Origin of the sequence: Microbispora sp. H10670 (assembly GCF_014161385.1) — a bacterium.
GTDB lineage: Bacteria > Actinomycetota > Actinomycetes > Streptosporangiales > Streptosporangiaceae > Microbispora > Microbispora triticiradicis.
The window spans coordinates 1-19,270 of sequence record NZ_JABBWW010000050.1; the positions used below are offsets into that span (position 1 = coordinate 1).

Genomic DNA, 19,270 nt, shown 5'->3' on the forward strand with positions numbered 1-19,270 from the left:
GGACATCCGGGACTGGATCGCCCAGTGGAACGACAACCCCCGGCCGTTCGTATGGAAGAAGACCGCAGAGGAGATCCTCGAATCCCTCGCACGATATTGCCGACGAATTTCAGGCGCAGGACACTAGCGACCTCGTGGTTCGCCGCGGGCACTGCCGGGGCGAACCACGGGTCACGAGGGTGTGGAGAGGCGGAGCGTCAGGCGTAGTGGCAGCGGGCGTGGGCGGCCACCTCGTCCGCGGCCTCCTGGCCGTACGCCGAGGCGAAGCGCTCGACGAAGACGCCCTGGCGCAGCTCGTACTCCTGGCCGCCGACCCGCTCCAGCACGTGGGTGGCGATGAGGTTGCCGATCTGGCCGCAGCGTTCGAGCGACAGCCCCCAGGCGAGGCCCGCGAGGAACCCGGCGCGGAAGGCGTCGCCCACCCCGGTGGGGTCGGCCTTGCCGAGCTCGGGAGCCGGCGGGACGTGGATCGAGGGCTCGCCCTTGCGGTCGATCCTGGCGCCCTTGGGGCCGAGGGTGGTCACCCGTACGCCGACCCGGTCGAGGATCTCCTCGTCCGACCATCCGGTCTTCTGGGCGATGAGCCCGAGCTCGTAGTCGTTGCTGAACAGGTAGGCCGCGCCGTCGACGAGCCTGCGGATCTCCTCGCCGGGCATCCGGGCGAGCTGCTGCGACACGTCCGCCGCGAACGGGATGCCGCGGGTGCGCGCCTCGTCGGTGTGCCGCAGCATCGCCTCCGGGTCGTTGGGGCTGATCAGGACCAGGTCGAGCCCGCCCACACGCTCGGCGATCGGTCCCAGCTCGATCTCCCGGGCCTCCGCCATGGCGCCGGTGTAGAACGACGCGATCTGGTTGTGGTCCTCGTCCGTGGTGCACAGGAAGCGCGCGGTGTGGCGCAGCTCGGAGACGTGGAGGGAGGCGCAGTCGACGCCGTGCCGCTCCAGCCAGGAGCGGTAGTCGGCGAAGTCGGTGCCGACCGCGCCGACGAGGACGGGGGTGAGCCCCAGGCAGCCCATCCCGAAGGCGATGTTGCCCGCGCAGCCGCCGCGGCGGATCTGCAGGTCGTCCACGAGGAACGACAGGGACACCCGGTCGAGCTGCTCGGCGATCAGCTGGTCGCCGAAGCGGCCGGGGAACGTCATCAGGTTGTCGGTGGCGATGGAGCCGGTGACGGCGATGCGCACGGGGCCATTCTCCTCGTTGTCAGCATCAGGGAGACAGTCAGGAAGACAGGGGGCGGGGACGGTGCTCCCGCCGAACCTGTCGAGCGTACCGTCTCAGGCATGACGACGCCCCGCACAGACGATGTCCGTGCGGGGCGCTCAGATCCCGGCCGCCGGGCGCGGCGGCGCCGTCAGTTGAACGAGTCGCCGCAGGCGCACGAGCCCGTCGCGTTGGGGTTGTCGATCGTGAACCCCTGCTTCTCGATCGTGTCGACGAAGTCGACCGTGGCGCCGACGAGGTACGGCGCGCTCATCCGGTCGGTGACGACGTTCACGCCGCCGAAGGTGGAGACCACGTCGCCGTCCATGGAACGGTCGTCGAAGAAGAGCTGGTAGCGCAGACCGGAGCAGCCACCCGGCTGGACGGCCACCCGGAGCTGCAGCCCATCCTCGCCCTGCTGCTCCAGCAGGCTCTTGACCTTCCCGGCGGCCGCGTCAGTCAGGATCAGGCCCTGCTGCGTGGTCTCGCTGCTCTCAACCGTCATGTGCTGACTCCCGCGTCTGCGCCAACCGCCCACCCGGAGCGGTCGAATGGTTCTGACGTCCTACCTAGACGCTACCAACACCCGCCGGTCCCTACACATTCCACGGGTGTACCCGCAACCCCACGGACGAACAGGGCGAAACGATGTGTAATGATTAGTCGTCAGTTAGACGATAAGTCCCCTAGGGGGTGTGGTCGTGACGATCACCGAGACCGGCCTTCCGCTCTTCATCCTCGGCCAGGGCACCGACGCGCACAGCGAGCGCGGCGTCGACTGCCCGGGCGAGCTGCCTCCCGCGTCCGACCCGGCGCTGGTGGAGCGCGCCCGCGCGGCCAAGGAGCGGCTGGGCGACCGGCTGTTCGTGCTCGGTCACCACTACCAGCGCGACGAGGTCATCCAGTTCGCCGACGTGACGGGCGACTCGTTCAAGCTCGCCCGGGAGGCCGCGGCCCGGCCGGAGGCCGAGTACGTCGTCTTCTGCGGCGTCCACTTCATGGCCGAGTCGGCCGACATCCTGACCGGTGACACGCAGAAGGTCGTCCTCCCCGACCTGGCCGCCGGCTGCTCGATGGCCGACATGGCCACTTTCTCCCAGGTGGAGGACTGCTGGGACGCCCTGGAAGACGCGGGGATCGCCGACCGCGTCGTGCCGATCACGTACATGAACTCCAGCGCGGACATCAAGGCGTTCTGCGGGCGCAACGGCGGCGCCGTGTGCACCTCCTCCAACGCCCGGCGCGCCCTCGACTGGGCCTTCGAGCAGGGCGAGCAGGTCCTGTTCCTGCCCGACCAGCACCTCGGGCGTAACACCGCCGTGCTGGAGATGGGCCTGTCGCTCGACGACTGCGTGGTCTACAACCCGCACCGCCCGAACGGCGGCCTCACCCGTGAGCAGCTCGAGAACGCGAAGATGATCCTTTGGAAGGGCCACTGCTCGGTCCACGGCCGCTTCTCCGCGGAGTGCGTGGACGAGGTGCGGGCCCGCATTCCGGGGGTCAACGTGCTCGTCCACCCCGAGTGCCGCCACGAGGTCGTCAACAAGGCGGACTTCGTCGGCTCGACCGAGTACATCATCAAGAAGCTGGAAGAGGCTCCCGCCGGGTCCTCCTGGGCCGTCGGCACGGAGCTGAACCTGGTGCGCCGCCTGGCGGACCGGTTCCCCGACAAGACCATCACGTTCCTCGACCGGACCGTGTGCTACTGCTCCACGATGAACCGCATCGACCTGCCGCACCTGGTCTGGGCGCTGGAGTCGCTGGCCGCGGGCGAGGTCGTCAACCAGATCACGGTCGACGCTGACACCACCCACTGGGCCAAGGTCGCCCTCGACCGCATGCTCGCCCTGCCGTAACGAGACGCGAGATGCGCCCCCGAAGCCACTTCGGGGGCGCCTCTCGCGTCGAGGCCCTCGGCGCCGCACACGAACCCCGGCGCCTCCGCTCGAACCCCGGCGCCTCCGCTCGAACCCCGGCGCGTTCGCTCAGATCCGGGCGCGTTCGCGCCACCAGTGCAGCAGCCCGGCGTCGCCCTCTACTGCGGTGGGTTCGTGCCGCCCCCACAGGGTCAGCATCAGATCCCCGGTCGTCTCCGTGCGCACGGTCACGTCGCCGGGGGCGTCGGACCTCTCGTGCGCGAAGCCCTCGGGGGTGAGTCGCACGAGCCAGGCCCCGCCCGTACCGGCCCGCCAGGAGATGGTCTCCCCGTCACCTCGGAGCTCGGCGAGCAACGGGCGCCATCGGGCGTACGGAAGCACGTCGAAGAACTCCGCCACCCCGTCCGCCGCGACGTCCTCGTCGATCTCGGGCGCGATGCCGAGGGCGATCTCCGCGTCGGCGCGGTGGACGACGGTCTCGTGCAACTGCCGCCGGGACCAGAACGCCGCGCTCCGCTCCCCCGCCCAGCCCCACACCTCCGTCTCCGGGTCGCGGCTCTTCATGGCCTCGGTCAGCAGCACGGCTCCGGCCCGCAGCCAGTCGGCGAAGCCGGCGAAATCGGCGGGATACCCGTGGTCCATCTCCTCGCGGGGATAGCGGTGCGCCGCGGCGTCGCGGACCATCGCGGCCGCCCACCGATGGACCGCCCCGGTGTGCTCGGCCAGCGCCCGGAGGTCCCATCCGGGGCAGGTCGGGACCGGAGTGCCGCCGTCCCGTCCTCGTACGGCGTCGGCCATCAGGCCGATCTCCCGGGCCGCCGCCTCGGTGCGTCTCAGGTGGGTCCAGTCACTCATGCTGCCTCCGGTGGCCGACGACACTCACAGGCCCGGCGCGCCCCACACGGGGAACCAGCTCGCGAGATCGGGCTCGATCTTGAGCTCTTGGCCGAGGACGCCCCGGACCTGCAGTTCCAGCGCGTTGTCGCGGCGCGGCTCCCCGGCGGGAGCGAACGGGTAGAACGTGCCGCGCTTGTAGAGATAGACGATCGCCAGCTTCCGCTGCGAGGAATCGGCGAACGTCACCAGCGTGCACAGCAGCGAGGGCCCGAACCCGGCCGACTCCAGCGACGAGTTCGCGGCGTGCAGGTCGGTCACGAGCCCGGCCACGTCGGGGTTGCGCACCGACACCCAGGTGTAGCCGTACGAGTCCTGCGACACCTGCGTCTCGCCCATCAGGGCCTCGATCTCCTGCTGGAGCCGGGCGAACGCGCCTCCCTCGGCCGCCCGGAAGCAGACCGAGCCGGTGCCCGCCGGGGCGAAGCCGGTGGCGGCGCGCAGGGTGACGGCGGCGGACGGCAGGCCGAACAACGCGTCCAGGTTCGGTCTCGCGGCCTTCGACCGGCCGAGCAGGGCGTCGAACCAGCCCATCAGCGCTCCCGGCCCATCAGCGGCCCCCAACCATCAGCCCCGTACCGACCATCAGCCGTCGCAACCATCAGCCGGCCCGTCATCAGCGGCCCAGGGCCGCGGAGATCTTGGCGAGCTGCTCCAGCCGGCGCTCCAGCGGCGGATGGGTCGACAGCAGCGAGGCGACGCTCTGGCCCGACAGGGCGGGCGCGAAGTAGAAGGCGTTGAACGGCTGGGCCTCGCGCAGGTCCCGGGTCGGGATCCGGGCGATATCTCCGCTGATCTTGGTGAGGGCGCTGGCCAGGGCGCTCGGCCGCTGCGTGAGCAGCGCTCCCGCGCGGTCGGCGGCCAGCTCCCGGTACCGCGACAGCGCCCGCGTCAGCAGGAAGCTGACGGCGTAGACCAGGCCGGAGACCGCGAAGATGATCAGCCCGATCGGCGGGCCGTTGTTGTCCCTGCGGTTGCCCAGCCCGGCGTACAGCGAGAAGCGGGTCATCAGCCCGGCCACGATCCCGAGGAAGGAGGCGATCGTCATCACCGCGACGTCCCGGTGGGCGACGTGCGACAGCTCGTGCGCCAGCACCCCTTCCAGCTCCTGCGCGTCGAGCCGGCGCAGGATGCCGGTGGTCACGCAGACCACCGCGTGCTTCTGGTCGCGCCCCGTGGCGAACGCGTTCGGCATGTCCGAGTCCGCGATCGCCACCCGCGGCTTGGGCATCCCCGCCAGCGCGCTCAGCCGGTCGACGATCCCGTGCAGCTCAGGAGCCTCCTGCGGGGAGACCTCCCGTCCGTTCATCGCGAACAACGCGATCTTGTCGGACAGGAAGTACTGCACCAGCAGGAGGCCCGCGGCGATCACGAGGACCATGACCGCCCGGACGCCCACCGCGACCAGGACGGCCATGAACGCCACGTAGAGCAGCCCGAGCAGGAACATCGTCACGGTCATCCGCACGCTGAGGCCGCGATCAGGGGCGAACCGCGTGGAAGTCATCAGCCGGGGATGAGCCCGGTGTCCCCGAGCATCTCCCGCACCTCCTCGATCGAGGCGTCGGCCGGCGGCAGGATCAGCTCGGACGGCTCCAGGGAGTCGTCCGCCAGCGGCCTGCCCACGTCGCGGACCTTGTCGAGCAGCGCGTGCAGCTTGGCACGGAACTGCGTCTCGTCGTCCGTCTCGATGGCGGCCTCAAGCTCGCCGTCGAGCTCGTTCAGCACGTCGATGTCGGCGGGGGCGATCTCCACCTGCCCCTCGCCCATGATCCGGACTATCACAACCCCTCCCCCGGCTTACGGAGCTGCTGCGTGTGCTGCTGGGCGGCCGGGGCCGCCTGGCCCTGCTGCCCCGCCTCGATGGCGCTCTGCGGCGCCGGGCCCTGACCGAGCTCGGCCTTCATCCTGGCCAGTTCGAGCTCCACGTCCTGGCCGCCGCCCATGCGGTCGAGCTCCGCCTGGATGTCGTCGCGCTGCCCGGTGAAGTCGTCCAGCGCGCCGCTGGCCAGCAGCTCGTCGATCGCACCGGCACGGGCCTGCATCTGCGCGGTCTTGTCCTCGGCCCGCTGGATGGCCAGGCCGACGTCGCCCATCTCCTCCGAGATGCCGGAGAACGCCTCGTTGATGCGCGTCTGGGCCTCGGCCGCCGTGTAGGTGGCCTTGATGGTCTCCTTCTTCGTACGGAAGGAGTCGACCTTGGCCTGGAGCCGCTGGCTGGCGAGAGTGAGCTTCTCCTCCTCGCCCTGGAGGTTGCTGTACTGGAGCCGCAGGTCGGCGATCTGGGCGTTCAGACCGTTGCGGCGGGTCAGCGCCTCGCGAGCGAGGTCCTCGCGCCCGGCCGACAGCGCCTGCCTGCTCTGGTTCTCCAGCTTCGAGGTCTGGCTCTCGAGCTGGTTGATCTGCAGCTCCACCCGCTTGCGGCTGGTGGCCACGTCGGCCACGCCACGGCGGACCTTCTGCAGCAGTTCAAGCTGCCGCTGATAGGAATAGTCCAGCGTCTCCCGCGGATCCTCCATCTTGTCCAAGGCCTTGTTGGCCTTGGACTTGAAGATCATGGAAAGTCTCTTCATCACGCTCATGCGCGTCGGCCGTCCCCTTCTCCAAGGTCCTGCGTGGGTGACCCCAGCCGTCTAAAGCCCCTTGCCCAGGCGGCGGAACCGCCTGGGTTCACCCTACGCATAACGCGCGAGGGCGTCACTAAGTTGCACTCCCGGTAGGCTGGGCGACGTGTTCCGACGTCGCACCCAGACCTCTGCGGAGGACTCCCCCGTCCCTGTAGAGGATCCTAAGCCCCACGGCACCCCGGGCAAGGGCCGTCCCACTCCCAAACGGAGCGAGGCGCAGGGCCGCCGCCGCTCCCCGGTGACCGCGCCCTCCAACCGCAAAGAGGCCTACCGCCTGGCCCGCGAGCGCGACAAGGCGCTGCGGGCGCGGCAGCGTGAGGCCATGCTGCGCGGAGACGAGCGGGCGCTCCCCGTACGCGACCGCGGCCCGGTGCGCAAGTTCGCCCGTGACTGGGTCGACTCGCGGCGCCTGCCCGGGCAGTACTTCCTGCCCGTCGTCTTCGTCATCATGCTGCTGTCGATGGTGCCGTTCCCGATCCAGGTCCGCTCGGCGGTCCTCCTGGTCTACACGTTGTCCCTGCCGGTCGTGATGGTGCTGGTGCTGGCCGGCTCGTTCTACGTCGCCGGACGCGTGAAGAAGGAGGCGGCGGAGAAGTTCCCGGGCGAGAGCCTCAAGGGCATCGGCTTCTACGCGGCGATGCGGTCGTCGCAGATGCGACGCCTGCGCTTCCCCAAGCCCACCGTCCTGCCCGGCGGCATCCCGGTCGAGCTGAAGAAGTGACGCCCGCCCGCTGATCCCCGCCCGCTGATCCCCGCACGGTGAGTCCCGGACGGCGACGCCCGCCTGGTGCCACCCGCGCGTGGATCAGGCGGACGTCCAGTCCAGCACGCCGCGACGCACCACCGGCCGGAAACCGCCGGACGCGGCGTCACGGGTGAGCGCGTCGGCCGTGGCCCGCAGCAGCGCGTAGTAGGACGACCAGCCGGCCTGGTAGTACGGCAACTCCGGCGACGCCGCGCCGACCCCGCCGGTGGCGGCGTCGGTCACCAGGTAGCCGCCGAAGTCCACGGCGCGGGCGACGGGGACGCCGCCCATCCCGCACGCCTCCGGCCAGGCGGAGACCATCTCCCGCGTGCTCATCATCAGGTCGGACGTCGGGAACCGGAAGCTCGCGCCGCCACGAGAGCCGTCGTGACGCAGCAGCGACGCCCGCAGGGAGTCGGGCAGCCGGGTCCCGAGCCGTTCCTCCGCCCTGGCCACCAGTCGCGGAGCCGCCGGGCCGTTCAGGGAGGCGTACGTCCGCGGCGCGTGCGCCCTGAGCCAGCGCTCGATCCGCCGCCACTGCCGGTTGACCCCGGCGGTCACGCGGCGGGAGACCGGCCGTACGACCGGCGTTCCCGGGGGCGCCGGATGGAGCACGCACTGGGGGCCGGGAGACGTCTCCGGCTCCGCCGTCACGGGCTCCCCGTCCTCCGCGTACCCGGGATCCGCCACCCCGCACCCGGCCGCCGCACAGGACTTGTCGTAGAGGGACGCGGTTTCCCACCCCAGCCAGCAGGCGTCCGCCGGGCACGGCTCCGAGTAGTCCCCCGCGTAGGCCGCCCCGCCGTACGACGTCCAGGCATCCGGAGTGAACACGGCGCTCTCCAGCACCTGCGCGCCGAGGGCCAGCAGGCCGATCGACACGACCGCCGCCGCCGTCCAGCGGCGCGCCCTCGTCCCGCGCGGCGGCACGATCCCCTTGATCGGCGGGAGTCCCCCCAGAAGGCGGGCGACGGGAGCGCCGCCCTCCGGCCGCCGGTACCGCTCCAGGTCCTCCTCGGTGGCCCACCCCAGCACCGGCTCCGGGCCGCGCCGTGCCTCCGCGTCCCCGCTCTCCCCCTGGGACGGCGAGGTGGTGGCCCGGGACGGCCCTACAGGCGTGGCGGCCCGGCGTCGCCGCGCGGCCAGGACCAGCCCGGCGGCGGCCCCCGCGACCAGCGCGGCCAGCAGTGCCAGCCGTACGGGACGAGAAGAGATCAACCGGCGCACGCCGGGCACCTTACCGCGATCCGATCACCGGGGTGCCGAGACTCATGACCTAATGTCAGGGGCATGGAATACCGTCATCTTGGCCGCAGCGGCCTCATGGTCAGTGAGATCAGCTACGGAAACTGGATCACCCACGGTTCCCAGGTGGAGGAGGACGCCGCCGTCGAGTGCGTCCGCGCGGCCCTCGACGAGGGGATCACGACCTTCGACACCGCCGACGTCTACGCCGGGACCCGGGCGGAGGAGGTGCTCGGCCGCGCGCTGAAAGGCGTGCGCCGCGAGTCGCTGGAGATCTTCACGAAGGTCTACTGGCCGACGGGTGAGGGCAAGAACGACCGGGGCCTGTCCCGCAAGCACATCACGGAGTCGATCAACGGCTCGCTCCGCCGCCTGCAGACCGACTACGTGGACCTCTACCAGGCACACCGCTTCGACGTCGAGACGCCGCTGGAGGAGACCCTGCGCGCGTTCGACGACCTCGTACGGCAGGGCAAGGTCCTCTACGTCGGCGTCAGCGAGTGGTCGGCCGACCAGATCGCGCGGGCACTGAAGATCGCCGACGAGATGGGGTTCGACCGGCTGGTGTCGAACCAGCCGCAGTACTCGATGCTGTGGCGGGTCATCGAGTCCGAGGTCGTGCCGCTGTGCGAGAAGGAGGGCCTCGGCCAGATCGTCTGGTCGCCCATCGCGCAGGGCGTGCTGACCGGCAAGTACCTGCCCGGCCAGCCGCCGCCGGCCGGGTCGCGCGCCACCGACTCCACCGGCTCTAGTTTCATCAACCGGTTGATGCGGGACGACGTGCTGCGGCGGGTGCAGGACCTCAAGCCGATCGCGGCCGACCTCGGCCTGTCGATGGCCCAGCTCGCCGTGGCGTGGGTGCTGCAGAACCCCAACGTGTCGTCGGCCATCGTCGGGGCGACCAAGCCGGAGCAGGTGCGCGACAACGTCAAGGCCACCGGTGTGAAGCTCGACGCCGAGGTGCTCAAGAAGATCGACGACGTGCTGGAGCCCGTCGTCGAGCGTGACCCGGCCAAGACCGTCAGCCCGTCCAGCCGTCCCTGAGGCTCAGCCCGATCACGTCGGCGCGCCGCCCGGCTCCCGCGTTCACGGGGTCCGGGCGGCGAGCGCCGCGCGCCTCACTCGGCGCGCAGGGACATCCCCGAGTATTCGACCCGCTCGTCCTCCAGCAGCGACACCTGCTCGACGCCGGCCTCCAGGAGTTCGCGCCAGCTCTCCCCCAGCCACGACTCCGCGTCCGACTGGCTGGAGAAGATCTCCCGGGGCAGCGGGCGGTCCGTGACCTCGCCGCCGTTCGCGTCCTCGTAACGCCACCGCCAAATCATCCGCACCCGCTCCTTCGCTTCCTCGCCGTCCCCGCGCCCGCGCCCGGGACGCACGCCGGGCCGCCGCGACGCGACGGCCGTGCAGCCGGACCCTATCCTGGCTACCCGATCTCGACGGAGCGCGGAAGGGGGGCGACATGAAGGTCCGGGTGGAGGGCACCGGCGGGCTCCAGGGCTGGCCTGTCCCCGGTTGCGCCTGCGCGTCCTGCGGACGCCTCGATCCCGGCCACCGGCGGCCCGCGTCCGTCCTGGTCGACGACCGCGTACGGCTCGCTCCGGCCGAGCCGGGTCAGGCACCGGAGGCGGCCACCGCGACCAGGCCGAACGCTCCAGCAGGGCCGCACGCGGGGGTCGATGGATACCGGGAACTCCGCACTTCGGACGGCTGCGAGGTCACGACGCCCGACGGCGGCAGGCTGCTGTACGCCGTGGGCCCGCCGTCCGGCCGCGGCGAGCCGGACTCGCCTCCCGACGCGCCCTTCGACGTGGTGCTCATCGATCTGCCGGACCGGCCGGAACGGCTGGGCGACCTGCGCCGGCGGGGGCGGGTGACGCCGAGCACCCGGATCGTCGCGGTGCACCTCTGCCACCGCGTCCCTTCGGAGGGCGAGCTCGCCCGCAGGCTCGGCTTCTGGGGAGCGGAGGCCGTCCCCGACGGAGCCGTCGTCGACACGGCGAGCGCACCGATCACCGGCGGTCCTGCCCACATCACCAGCGTCCGGCACACCGCGAACGCTGGATTCGTCGTCGCCGCCAGCGACCAGACCTGTGCGGGTGACCCCGCGGCCGGATCTCCGGCCCCGGACGTCACGGTGACGAACGGCGTCCGCGCCGCACAACGGAGCGGGCGGCCCCGCCGCACGCTGCTGCTCGGCGGTTCCCGGTCGGGCAAGTCCGAGGAGGCCGAACTCCGTCTGGCCGCCGAGCCTGAGGTGACCTATGTCGCCACCGGGCCCTCCGGGGGCGACGACCCGGACTGGCTGGCCCGCGTACGGGCTCATCGGGAACGACGCCCCGCGCACTGGCGAACGGTGGAGACCACCGATCTCGCGGCGGTGCTGTCCGGCGACCGGGGGACGTTCCTGGTCGACGGGATCGGCACCTGGCTCGCCGCCGTGTTCGACGAGTGCGGCGCCTGGCCGGACGACGCCCGCCCGGAAGACCTTCGCCGCCTCGCCCTCGACCGGGTGGAAGCGCGGTGTTCGGTGCTGGTGGACGCCTGGCGAAGCACCCGCGCCCGGGTGGTGGCGGTGAGCGACGAGACCGGCCTGGGGGTGGTTCCGGCCACCGCCGCCGGGAGGCTGTTCCGCGACGCGCTCGGCCGCCTCAACCAGGCCCTCGCCCGGGAGTCCGAGGAGGTCGCCCTCGTGGTCGCCGGCCGGGTCGTCCCCCTGCCGATCTGATCGCCACAGCGCCACCGCCCTCACCCGCAGCAGGCCAGGAGCCACGAGCCGGGGAGCGGGGGGCCACTACGATCGTCCCCCGTGCCCTCTGACCCCCGCGTGAGTCCCGGTGCGGCCTGGTGGTTCGCCGTGGGAACCCTCACGATCTTCCCGGTGCCGCCCGTACGGGCCGACCGCTCCGTGGTGAGCCGCGCCATGTCCCTGGCGCCGTTCGTCGGGATGGCCCTCGGCGTGGCGGGCTCCGCCGTGTTCGTGGTCGCCTGGGCGGCGTCCGGCTCGTCGCTGATCGCCGCCGTCCTCGCGGTCGGGACGCTCGCGTGGCTGACCCGGGCCCTGCATCTCGACGGCCTCGCGGACCTCGCCGACGGGCTCGGCAGCGGAAAGCCGGCCCAGGGGGCGCTCGACGTGATGAAGCGCTCCGACATCGGGCCGTTCGGAGTCGTCACCATCCTGATCACCCTGTTCCTCCAGGTCGCGACACTCCAGCGGGCCGGCCCGTTCGCCTGGCCGATGCTGGTGACGGCCGCCACCACCGGCAGGCTGGCCGTCACGTGGGCCTGCCGCGCGGGGGTGCCCGCCGCCCGTCCAGGCGGCCTCGGCGCTCTGGTCGCTGGCGCCGTAGGGCGGGGCGCGGCCGTCGCGGCGGCCGTCGCCACCGCTGCCGCCGTGGGTGTCCTCGCTCTCGTCGCGATCAGCCCGCCGCACCTGGACGCGGTCTCGGCCCTGATCGGATTCGCGCAGGGTTCTCCCAGCGACCACTCCGGCCCGTCCATCGCTGCCGAGAACGTCGCGGTGGCGGTCGCCGACGTGGGAGTCCGGCCCGCCGGGCTGCTGTACCGCCTCTCGGGCGATCCGCGTTTGAGCGTCACCGCCGGTCTGCTCCTGGCGATGGCCGCCGGGCTGGTGTCCGCCGCCCTGCTGCGCCGCCGGGCCGTACGGCGCCTTGGCGGCATCACGGGCGACGTGCTCGGCGCCCTGGTGGAGACGGCCACGACGGCGACGCTGCTGGCCGCCGCCGTCCTCGTCTGACGCCCGTCCGGCGCCTGCCGATTCAACAGGGGCTCGCTGGAAGGGGCCCCGGCAGCCCCGCGACGGGCTCGGCCGCCGGACCGCCGGCGACCTCGGCGACCGGGCGGGTCAGCGCGGCGCGGACACGGGACGCAGCCGGAAGGCGACGAACACGACGACCGCGAGCAGCGCCCAGCCGACGACGCCGGTGACACCGGCGAGCGCCGGGTTCGGCGGGGCGCCCGCGTCGCCGAGGAGCAGCGCCAGGCCCGTCACCGCGTTCAGCGAGCCGTGTGCGATGACCGCGGGCCACACGCTGCGCGAGCGCAGCCGCATCCAGCCGAGCAGCGCCCCGAAGACGACGCAGAAGCCGACGAACAGCACCGCCGCCCAGGCGCCGAGTGCCGGGTAGTTGTACCCCTTCAGCGTCAGGGGTGCGTGCCAGAGGCCCCAGATCACCCCGGACAGCGCCAGCGCGAGCCATACCCGGCGCCCGCGCCGCTCCCCCGCAGCCCCGTCCCCGGCACCCGCGACCCCGGTGTTCACGCCCTCGGTGTTCGCGACCCCTGTGTTCACGCCCTCGGTGTTCGCGACCCCGGTGTTCGCGACCCCGGTGTTCGCGACCCCGGTGTTCGCGACCCCGGTGTTCGCGACCCCGGTGTTCGCGACCCCGGCACCGGCGACCTCCGCGTTGACGTTCCCGGCGTGCGCGACCTCGGCGTCCTCGTTCCCGGCGGCATGCGCGGGCGTGACGGCGGGATCGCCGAGCAGGCGCGGCAGCAGCCAGCCCCGCCAGCCCCACTCCTCTCCGAGCGCGGGAATCGCGTTCAGGAACGGGGCGATCAGCACGGCCTGCACGGCTTGCACGACATAAAGGATCCGCGGGTCCATGGGGACCTGCCCCAGAACCGCCCCGAGTTGCGCGCGGAAGAGACTGAGCCCGGCGAAATCGAGGCTCACCACGCCGGCGGCGGCACTGATCAGGAGTGCGACGGCCACGAGAAGCGGCACGCCGAGCAGGGCCGTCGCCAGGAGCGCGGCGGTCCTCCCCCGGTCCGGTCCGAGCGTGAGCCCCGTCGCCCGCGCCCACTCCTTCAGCGGCGAGCCGCGCCGCCGCAGGGCCCACACGGCCAGTACGCCGAGGGAGGGCGTCAGCATCATCAGTCCCCCGACCAGCGCGAAGACCGGCGTGCCGAGCCGTACGGCCCCCAGCCAGACGGGCAGCGCGATCAGCCACGAGGCCCCGAACGCGACGAGGAGGAAGAGGCAGACATCGGCGTTACGGCGGACCACTGTCATCACCTTTCGAAGGAGGACGGGCGGTAGGCGGACGCCGGTCCTGCCGCGCGGCAGGCACGGCGAGGCGGTGTCGCGGGCGGTGGGACGACGGTCAAGCGGCGCCTCGGGGAACGCGGCGGCGATCAGGCGATGGGTGGCGACGCGGAGGGTGGGGCGGCGTCGCGGCGCTAGCCGACGGTCAGGCGGGGTGAGCGCCCGCCGCCCCGCGGAGCGCCGCCGGGGGTGGCCGGTGTCGCGGCAGTGGGACGGCGGCCCAGCGGTGCAGCGGGCAACGCGGCGGCGATCAGGCGATGGGTGGCGCCGGTCGCCGAGCGGAGCTTCACGGAGGGCGGGGCGGTGGGGCGGCGCGGCGACGGTCAGGCGGTCTTGCGGGCGGCGAGGGCGTTGAGCAGGGCGGCGCCGGTCTCGGCGTCGTCCACGCTGACGGCGAGTTGCCCGCCGGAGGTGTAGCGCACGACCAGGCAGTCACCTCCGCGGATCATCACGGTGGCCCTGCCGGGCAGGCCGCGGACACCCCATCCGCCCACCTGCACAGGCGACCTCCACTCCACCCAGGCCCGCTCGATCCGGTCGAGCCGCACGGTGCGCGAGGGCCACCGCAGCGGGCCGAACGCCATGGTCAGCCCTTCGGGTGCGATCCGTACCGAGACCGACGACACCGCCAGCCCGATCACGGCCGCCAGGGCGAGCGGCAGGGCGGTGGACCAGCCCGCGGGGGCGAGGCCCCACAGGGCGGCCGCGGCGAACGACAGCGCCGCGGCGAACGCCACGACCCCCAGTCCCACCGCCCAGGGCGCCGTCGCGGTGGACACCCACACCGGCCGCTTCCGGGTGTCGAGGTCGATCAGCGGACCCGGCCGATCCCGCTCCGGCGGCGCGTCGTCCGGGCCGAGTCGCCCGGCGAGCCGGCCCAGCGCCCCGAGCGCGAACGCGACGCCGACGACCACCACGATCTCCCAGCTCGGCGAGGCCGCCCGGGTCCAGTCGTCCCGGCCGAGGTTGGCCGCGACCGGAACGGCCTGGACGCCGATCAGGAAGGCGCCGGTCCAGACCAGCCCGGCGGCGAACCAGACGCGCGTCGCCCTGCGGATCTCCCTCCGCGTCCGCGCCAGCCCGACGAGACTCGTCCCTGCGACGACGGCCCACACCAGGGCGAAGAGCGTCAGCGCGGCCGGCGGCATGGACCGGTCGGGCTGCCCGGACGGCCCCCAGTGACTCGCGACGGGATCGGGGAGCCGGCCGGCGAACGCCAGCGGCACCGCCACGAGCACGGCGGCGACCAGGACGGTCCAGGCCGCGGTGGCCAGGAGGAAGCGGGCGCGCACGCCCGTGTCGGAGGTCCGGTGCGGGTGGGTCATGGCGATTCCTTCATGAGTTCCTTCACGATGCCGAGGACGTCTTCGGGACCGACCCCGTATTGGGCGGCCTCGTCGAGCAGGTCACGCACGCGGTCGCGGAGCGCCGCACGCCCGTCGGGCCGCCGGAGCACGGACACGCCGCGCCCCCGGCGGAACTCCAGCAGGCCCTCGTCCCGCAGTTCGCGTAGCGACCGCAGGACCGTGTTGGCGTTGACTCCCAGCGCGGCGGCCAGGTCCCGGGCCGGTGGCAGCCGGTCGCCCGGCGCGACGTCCCCGGTGGTGATGGCGCGCTTGATGGCCGCGCTCACCTGCTCGTGCAGGGGACGCGGGTCGTTGAGATCGAGCATGAGCAACATGGTGCTAACTACATTAGCATTATCTGCCGTTTGGTGCTGTTTCCATCAGCACCATCGAGCGCACCCATAGATGGGATGAACCCTCGTTTATGCGTAGCCGAGTAAGCCCAGCTAGCATCGGCTCACGTGACCACAGTGCGTATCGACGCGTCTGACGCGGTCTCGACCGAGACCGGCGCCCTCATAGTCGGCATCCACACGACCCCCGACGGCCCACGCACGGCCCCGGGCGGCGAAGGCCTCGACCAGGCCCTGGACGGACGGCTGACCGAGATCCTCACGACGATGGGGTTCACGGGCAAGGCCGAGGAGGTCGTGAAGATTCCGACCTTCGGCGCGCTGCCCGCGCCCGTCGCCGTCGCCGTCGGCCTCGGCGAGGCGCCCGAAGGCGACTACGACCAGGAAACCCTGCGCCGGGCGGCCGGAGCGGCCGTACGGTCGCTCGCCGGCACGCCGTCCGCGGCGCTGGCCCTGCCCGCCCGCACGGCCGCGGAGGCGGCGGCCGTGGCGCTGGGCGGCCTGCTGGGCGCCTACGACTTCACGCGATACCGCACCGGCGGCGACCGCAGGCCGCCCGTCGGCGAGATCGTCGTCCTGTCCGGCGCGGCCGGGGCCGAGGAGGCCGCCGAGCGCTCGGCGACGGTCGCCGAGTCGGTCACCCTCGTCCGCGACCTGGTGAACACGCCGCCGTCCGACCTGTGGCCCGCGCGCTTCGCCGAGATCGCGCAGGAGAAGGGCGGCGAGGCCGGCCTCTCCGTGGAGGTCTGGGACGAGGTCCGGCTCAAGGAGGAGGGGTTCGGCGGCATCGTCGGCGTCGGCCAGGGCTCGGTCAACCCGCCCCGCCTGGTCCGTCTCGCCTACAGCCACCCCGAGGCCTCCCGGAAGGTGGCCTTCGTCGGCAAGGGCATCACGTTCGACTCCGGCGGCCTGTCCCTCAAGCCCAGCGCCGCGATGGACTGGATGAAGTCCGACATGGGCGGCGCGGGCGCCGTGTTCGGCGCACTCCTCGCGATCGCCCGGCTGGGCCTGCCCGTCAACGCGGTCGGCTACCTCTGCCTGGCCGAGAACATGCCCTCCGGCAGCGCCCAGCGCCCCTCCGACGTCCTGCACACCTACAGCGGCAAGACCGTCGAGGTGCTCGACACCGACGCCGAGGGCCGCCTGGTGCTGATCGACGGCATCGCCCGCGCCATCGAGGACGCGCCCGACGTGATCATCGACGTCGCCACCCTCACCGGCGCCCAGATCGTCGCGCTGGGCTGGCGTACGGCCGGGGTGATGGCCAACGACGACGCGCTGCGCGAGGAGGTCGTCCGCATCGCCGGCGAGCAGGGCGAGGGCGCCTGGGGCATGCCGCTGCCCGCCGAGCTGCGCAAGGGACTCGACTCCGCGGTCGCCGACATCGCCAACCTCCAGCCCGAGCGCTGGGGCAGCATGCTCGCCGCGGGCATCTTCCTGCGGGAGTTCGTGCCGCAGAGCGTCCCGTGGGCGCACGTGGACATGGCCGGGCCCGCGTTCAACAAGGGCGAGCCGCACGGCTACACCCCCAAGGGCGGCACCGGCGCGCTGACCCGCACGCTCGTCGCGATCGCGGAGCGGTACGCCGGGAACGGCACGTCCGAGCGGGCTGTTTAACAGGAAGACGGCCTGACACCAGGCCGGACCGACAGAAGACGGCGTGTGGCGGCGTGCCCGCGGGCCGGGGCCATGATCGCCTGGGACTAGTGAGAAGATGCCGCCGGACTCATCCGGCGGAGTGAATACGACCAAGGAGCATTCCAGTGGCTGATGGCAGCGGCCCCTACGACATCGTCGTCCTAGGTGGCGGTAGCGGTGGTTACGCCTGTGCCCTGCGGGCGGCCGAGCTCGGCATGAACGTCGTCCTCATCGAGAAGGACAAGGTCGGGGGCACCTGCCTGCACCGCGGCTGCATTCCCACGAAGGCGCTGCTGCACGCGGCCGAGCTGGCCGACCAGGCCCGTGAGGGCGAGTCGTTCGGTGTGCGCACCCGGCTGGAGGGCATCGACGTCCCCGGCGTCCACGCGTACAAGGACAAGGTGATCGGGGGCCTCTACAAGGGCCTCGCCGGGCTCATCAAGAGCAAGAAGATCACCGTGGTCGAGGGCGAGGGCCGCCTGGCCGGCCCCAACCGCGTGGCGGTCGGCGACCAGGTGTACGAGGGCCGCAACGTCGTGCTGGCGACCGGCTCGGTGCCGAAGTCGCTGCCCGGCCTCGACATCGACGGCGAGAAGGTGATCAGCAGCGACCACGCGCTGGTCCTGGACCGGGTGCCGTCCTCGGTGGTCATCCTGGGCGGCGGCGTCATCGGCGTCGAGTTCGCCAGCGTGTGGCGCTCGTTCGGGGCCGAGGTCACGATCGTCGAGGCGCTGCCGCACCTGCTGCCGCTGGAGGACGAGTCGAGCTCCAAGCTGCTGGAGCGCGCCTTCCGCCGCCGGGGCATCAAGTACGAGCTGGGCGCCCGGTTCGAGAGCGTCAAGACCACCGGCACCGGGGTCGTCGTCTCGCTGGAGAACGGCAAGACCCTCGACGCCGAGATCATGCTCGTCGCGGTCGGCCGCGGCCCGGTCTCGGCCGGTCTCGGCTACGAGGAGAACGGCGTCTCGACGGAGCGCGGCTACGTGCTCGTCGACGAGTTCTGCCAGACCAGCGTGCCGGGCGTGTACGCCGTGGGCGACCTGATCCCCACGCTGCAGCTCGCCCACGTCGGCTTCGCCGAGGGCATCCTGGTGGCCGAGCACATCGCCGGGCTCAACCCGGTCCCGATCGACTACGACGGCGTCCCGCGCATCACCTACTCCGAGCCCGAGGTCGCGTCGGTCGGCGTCGCCACGTCGGTCGCCCGCGAGCGCGGCCACGACGTCGTCGAGCTGAGCTACAACCTCGCGGGGAACGGCCGGAGCAAGATCCTGCAGACTCAGGGCGAGGTCAAGGTCGTCGCCGAGCGCGACGGCCGGGTGCTCGGCGTCCACATGGTCGGCAGCCGGGTGGGCGAGCTGATCGCGGAAGCCCAGCTGATCTTCAACTGGGAGGCCACGGCCACCGACGTCGCCCAGCTGATCCACCCGCACCCGACCCAGTCCGAGGCCCTCGGCGAGGCGATGCTGGCCCTGGCCGGCAAGCCGCTGCACGTCCACAACTGAAGCCCTCCTAGCGAACGCGAGAGAAGAAACCATGCCGGTCTCCGTAACCATGCCCCAGCTCGGCGAGAGCGTTACCGAGGGCACCGTCACCCGCTGGCTGAAGAAGGAAGGCGAGCGCGTCGAGGCCGACGAGCCGCTGCTCGAGGTGTCGACGGACAAGGTCGACACCGAGATCCCTTCGCCGTCCGCCGGCTACCTGACCAAGATCATCGTGGCTGAGGACGAGACGGTCGAGGTCGGCGCCGAGCTCGCGCTGATCGACTCCGAGGCGGGCGCCGCTCCGGCCGCCGCCGAGCCGGCGCCGGCCGCGCCCGAGCCGGCCCCGCAGCCCGAACCCGAGCCGCAGCCCGCGCCGCAGGCCGCCGCGCCCGAGCCCGCGCCCGCGCCGATCTCCTCGATCCCGCAGCCCGCGCCCGCCGTGGTCACGCCGCAGCCGGCCCCGCAGGCCCAGCCCGCCCCGCAGCCGCAGGCCCAGCCCGCTCCGGCTCCGCAGCCGCAGGCCCAGCCGGCGCAGCCCGCTCCGGCGGCCGAGCCGACCCCGCTGCCGTCGTCCGGCGAGAGCCCGTACGTCACGCCGCTGGTCCGCAAGCTCGCGGCCGAGCACGGCGTCGACCTCGATGCGCTGACCGGCACCGGCGTCGGCGGCCGGATCCGCAAGCAGGACGTGATCGAGGCCGCCCGCGTCCAGCGCGAGCAGGCCGCCGCCGCCCCGGCCGCGCCGCAGGCGGCGCCCGCCCAGGCGCCCGCGGCCCCGGCCGCCGCCGCGCCC

General features: G+C 72.6%; 20 protein-coding genes. 8 read left to right on the forward strand and 12 right to left on the reverse strand.

Features of this window, described 5'->3' with window-relative positions:
* Positions 1-197 precede the first annotated feature (197 nt).
* Positions 198-1,184 (reverse strand): carbohydrate kinase family protein, encoded by a 987-nt coding sequence (locus HHX33_RS33990; RefSeq protein ID WP_182878149.1) that lies wholly within the window; start codon positions 1,182-1,184, stop codon positions 198-200.
* Positions 1,185-1,354: 170 nt separating this feature from the next.
* Positions 1,355-1,708, reverse strand: coding sequence for an iron-sulfur cluster insertion protein ErpA (erpA, locus tag HHX33_RS33995; protein WP_182878150.1), 354 nt, complete (start codon positions 1,706-1,708; stop codon positions 1,355-1,357).
* A 196-nt stretch (positions 1,709-1,904) separates the two neighbouring features.
* Between erpA and nadA the strand changes: the two genes are divergently transcribed.
* Positions 1,905-3,059: a quinolinate synthase NadA gene (gene nadA / locus HHX33_RS34000; RefSeq protein ID WP_182878151.1), complete on the forward strand. Its 1,155-nt coding sequence runs from the start codon at positions 1,905-1,907 to the stop codon at positions 3,057-3,059.
* A gap of 129 nt (positions 3,060-3,188) precedes the next feature.
* Here nadA and HHX33_RS34005 read toward each other — a convergent pair whose 3' ends face one another.
* The 5 genes from HHX33_RS34005 to HHX33_RS34025 all read right to left on the reverse strand — a co-directional run bounded on the left by HHX33_RS34005 (position 3,189) and on the right by HHX33_RS34025 (position 6,556).
* A complete protein-coding gene (locus HHX33_RS34005; RefSeq protein WP_182878152.1) occupies positions 3,189-3,935 on the reverse strand; it encodes a maleylpyruvate isomerase family mycothiol-dependent enzyme in 747 nt (248 codons plus the stop codon).
* Positions 3,936-3,959: 24 nt separating this feature from the next.
* Positions 3,960-4,508, reverse strand: a complete 549-nt coding sequence (locus tag HHX33_RS34010; RefSeq protein ID WP_182878153.1) for a PspA-associated protein PspAB — start codon at positions 4,506-4,508, stop codon at positions 3,960-3,962.
* An 82-nt stretch (positions 4,509-4,590) separates the two neighbouring features.
* The gene (gene htpX / locus HHX33_RS34015; RefSeq protein ID WP_117409172.1) at positions 4,591-5,481 is read right to left on the reverse strand and encodes a zinc metalloprotease HtpX; all 891 of its coding nucleotides are present in this window, start codon (positions 5,479-5,481) and stop codon (positions 4,591-4,593) included.
* Entirely contained in the window at positions 5,481-5,759 is a 279-nt protein-coding gene (locus HHX33_RS34020; RefSeq protein WP_117409171.1) for a PspA-associated protein PspAA, read from the reverse strand. The genes htpX and HHX33_RS34020 overlap by 1 nt, the downstream gene beginning before the upstream one ends.
* Complete coding sequence (locus HHX33_RS34025; RefSeq protein WP_117409170.1) at positions 5,756-6,556, reverse strand: PspA/IM30 family protein; 801 nt, start codon at positions 6,554-6,556, stop codon at positions 5,756-5,758. Before HHX33_RS34025 ends, HHX33_RS34020 begins: the two co-directional genes overlap by 4 nt.
* Positions 6,557-6,704: 148 nt before the next feature.
* On the opposite strand from HHX33_RS34025, the gene HHX33_RS34030 reads away from it, so the two are divergent.
* Positions 6,705-7,322: a DUF3043 domain-containing protein gene (locus tag HHX33_RS34030; RefSeq protein WP_138462863.1), complete on the forward strand. Its 618-nt coding sequence runs from the start codon at positions 6,705-6,707 to the stop codon at positions 7,320-7,322.
* Between the two features lie 84 nt (positions 7,323-7,406).
* On the opposite strand, the gene HHX33_RS34035 is transcribed toward HHX33_RS34030, so the two are convergent.
* The gene (locus HHX33_RS34035) at positions 7,407-8,573 is read right to left on the reverse strand and encodes a hypothetical protein (RefSeq protein ID WP_182878154.1); all 1,167 of its coding nucleotides are present in this window, start codon (positions 8,571-8,573) and stop codon (positions 7,407-7,409) included.
* Positions 8,574-8,636: 63 nt separating this feature from the next.
* Between HHX33_RS34035 and HHX33_RS34040 the strand changes: the two genes are divergently transcribed.
* Positions 8,637-9,635: an aldo/keto reductase family protein gene (locus tag HHX33_RS34040; protein WP_182878155.1), complete on the forward strand. Its 999-nt coding sequence runs from the start codon at positions 8,637-8,639 to the stop codon at positions 9,633-9,635.
* A gap of 74 nt (positions 9,636-9,709) precedes the next feature.
* Here HHX33_RS34040 and HHX33_RS34045 read toward each other — a convergent pair whose 3' ends face one another.
* Positions 9,710-9,916, reverse strand: coding sequence for a hypothetical protein (locus tag HHX33_RS34045; protein WP_117409166.1), 207 nt, complete (start codon positions 9,914-9,916; stop codon positions 9,710-9,712).
* Positions 9,917-10,053: 137 nt separating this feature from the next.
* On the opposite strand from HHX33_RS34045, the gene HHX33_RS34050 reads away from it, so the two are divergent.
* Both HHX33_RS34050 and HHX33_RS34055 read left to right on the forward strand, forming a co-directional pair.
* A complete protein-coding gene (locus HHX33_RS34050) occupies positions 10,054-11,319 on the forward strand; it encodes a bifunctional adenosylcobinamide kinase/adenosylcobinamide-phosphate guanylyltransferase (protein WP_182878156.1) in 1,266 nt (421 codons plus the stop codon).
* 81 nt (positions 11,320-11,400) lie between these two features.
* The gene (locus HHX33_RS34055; protein WP_182878157.1) at positions 11,401-12,348 is read left to right on the forward strand and encodes an adenosylcobinamide-GDP ribazoletransferase; all 948 of its coding nucleotides are present in this window, start codon (positions 11,401-11,403) and stop codon (positions 12,346-12,348) included.
* A 108-nt stretch (positions 12,349-12,456) separates the two neighbouring features.
* Here the strand turns inward: HHX33_RS34055 and HHX33_RS34060 are convergent, their stop codons facing one another.
* The 3 genes from HHX33_RS34060 to HHX33_RS34070 form a co-directional block, all read right to left on the reverse strand.
* On the reverse strand, positions 12,457-13,620 hold the full coding sequence (locus tag HHX33_RS34060; RefSeq protein WP_310741638.1) for a type II CAAX prenyl endopeptidase Rce1 family protein: 1,164 nt from the start codon (positions 13,618-13,620) through the stop codon (positions 12,457-12,459).
* A gap of 362 nt (positions 13,621-13,982) precedes the next feature.
* A complete protein-coding gene (locus HHX33_RS34065; RefSeq protein WP_182878158.1) occupies positions 13,983-14,984 on the reverse strand; it encodes a DUF1648 domain-containing protein in 1,002 nt (333 codons plus the stop codon).
* Positions 14,981-15,331, reverse strand: coding sequence for a GntR family transcriptional regulator (locus tag HHX33_RS34070; protein WP_259403149.1), 351 nt, complete (start codon positions 15,329-15,331; stop codon positions 14,981-14,983). The genes HHX33_RS34065 and HHX33_RS34070 overlap by 4 nt, the downstream gene beginning before the upstream one ends.
* 135 nt (positions 15,332-15,466) lie before the next feature.
* Here HHX33_RS34070 and HHX33_RS34075 point away from each other — a divergent pair, with 135 nt between their 5' ends.
* From HHX33_RS34075 to HHX33_RS34085, 3 genes are all read left to right on the forward strand, one after another.
* The gene (locus tag HHX33_RS34075) at positions 15,467-16,975 is read left to right on the forward strand and encodes a leucyl aminopeptidase (RefSeq protein ID WP_182878160.1); all 1,509 of its coding nucleotides are present in this window, start codon (positions 15,467-15,469) and stop codon (positions 16,973-16,975) included.
* 146 nt (positions 16,976-17,121) lie between these two features.
* Complete coding sequence (lpdA, locus tag HHX33_RS34080) at positions 17,122-18,501, forward strand: dihydrolipoyl dehydrogenase (protein ID WP_182878161.1); 1,380 nt, start codon at positions 17,122-17,124, stop codon at positions 18,499-18,501.
* Positions 18,502-18,532: 31 nt separating this feature from the next.
* Positions 18,533-19,270 (forward strand): biotin/lipoyl-containing protein (locus HHX33_RS34085; RefSeq protein WP_182878162.1); only part of this gene is annotated, 738 nt, incomplete at its 3' end.

Coding starts and splice junctions, on each gene's coding strand:
- HHX33_RS34010 (WP_182878153.1), bottom strand. CDS start 4,508: ATGGGCTGGTTCGACGCCCTGCTCGGCCGGTCGAAGGCCGCGAGACCG.
- htpX (WP_117409172.1), bottom strand. CDS start 5,481: ATGACTTCCACGCGGTTCGCCCCTGATCGCGGCCTCAGCGTGCGGATG.
- HHX33_RS34040 (WP_182878155.1), top strand. CDS start 8,637: ATGGAATACCGTCATCTTGGCCGCAGCGGCCTCATGGTCAGTGAGATC.
- HHX33_RS34045 (WP_117409166.1), bottom strand. CDS start 9,916: ATGATTTGGCGGTGGCGTTACGAGGACGCGAACGGCGGCGAGGTCACG.
- HHX33_RS34065 (WP_182878158.1), bottom strand. CDS start 14,984: ATGACCCACCCGCACCGGACCTCCGACACGGGCGTGCGCGCCCGCTTC.
- HHX33_RS34005 (WP_182878152.1), bottom strand. CDS start 3,935: ATGAGTGACTGGACCCACCTGAGACGCACCGAGGCGGCGGCCCGGGAG.
- HHX33_RS34050 (WP_182878156.1), top strand. CDS start 10,054: ATGAAGGTCCGGGTGGAGGGCACCGGCGGGCTCCAGGGCTGGCCTGTC.
- HHX33_RS34025 (WP_117409170.1), bottom strand. CDS start 6,556: ATGAGCGTGATGAAGAGACTTTCCATGATCTTCAAGTCCAAGGCCAAC.
- erpA (WP_182878150.1), bottom strand. CDS start 1,708: ATGACGGTTGAGAGCAGCGAGACCACGCAGCAGGGCCTGATCCTGACT.
- HHX33_RS34070 (WP_259403149.1), bottom strand. CDS start 15,331: ATGCTCGATCTCAACGACCCGCGTCCCCTGCACGAGCAGGTGAGCGCG.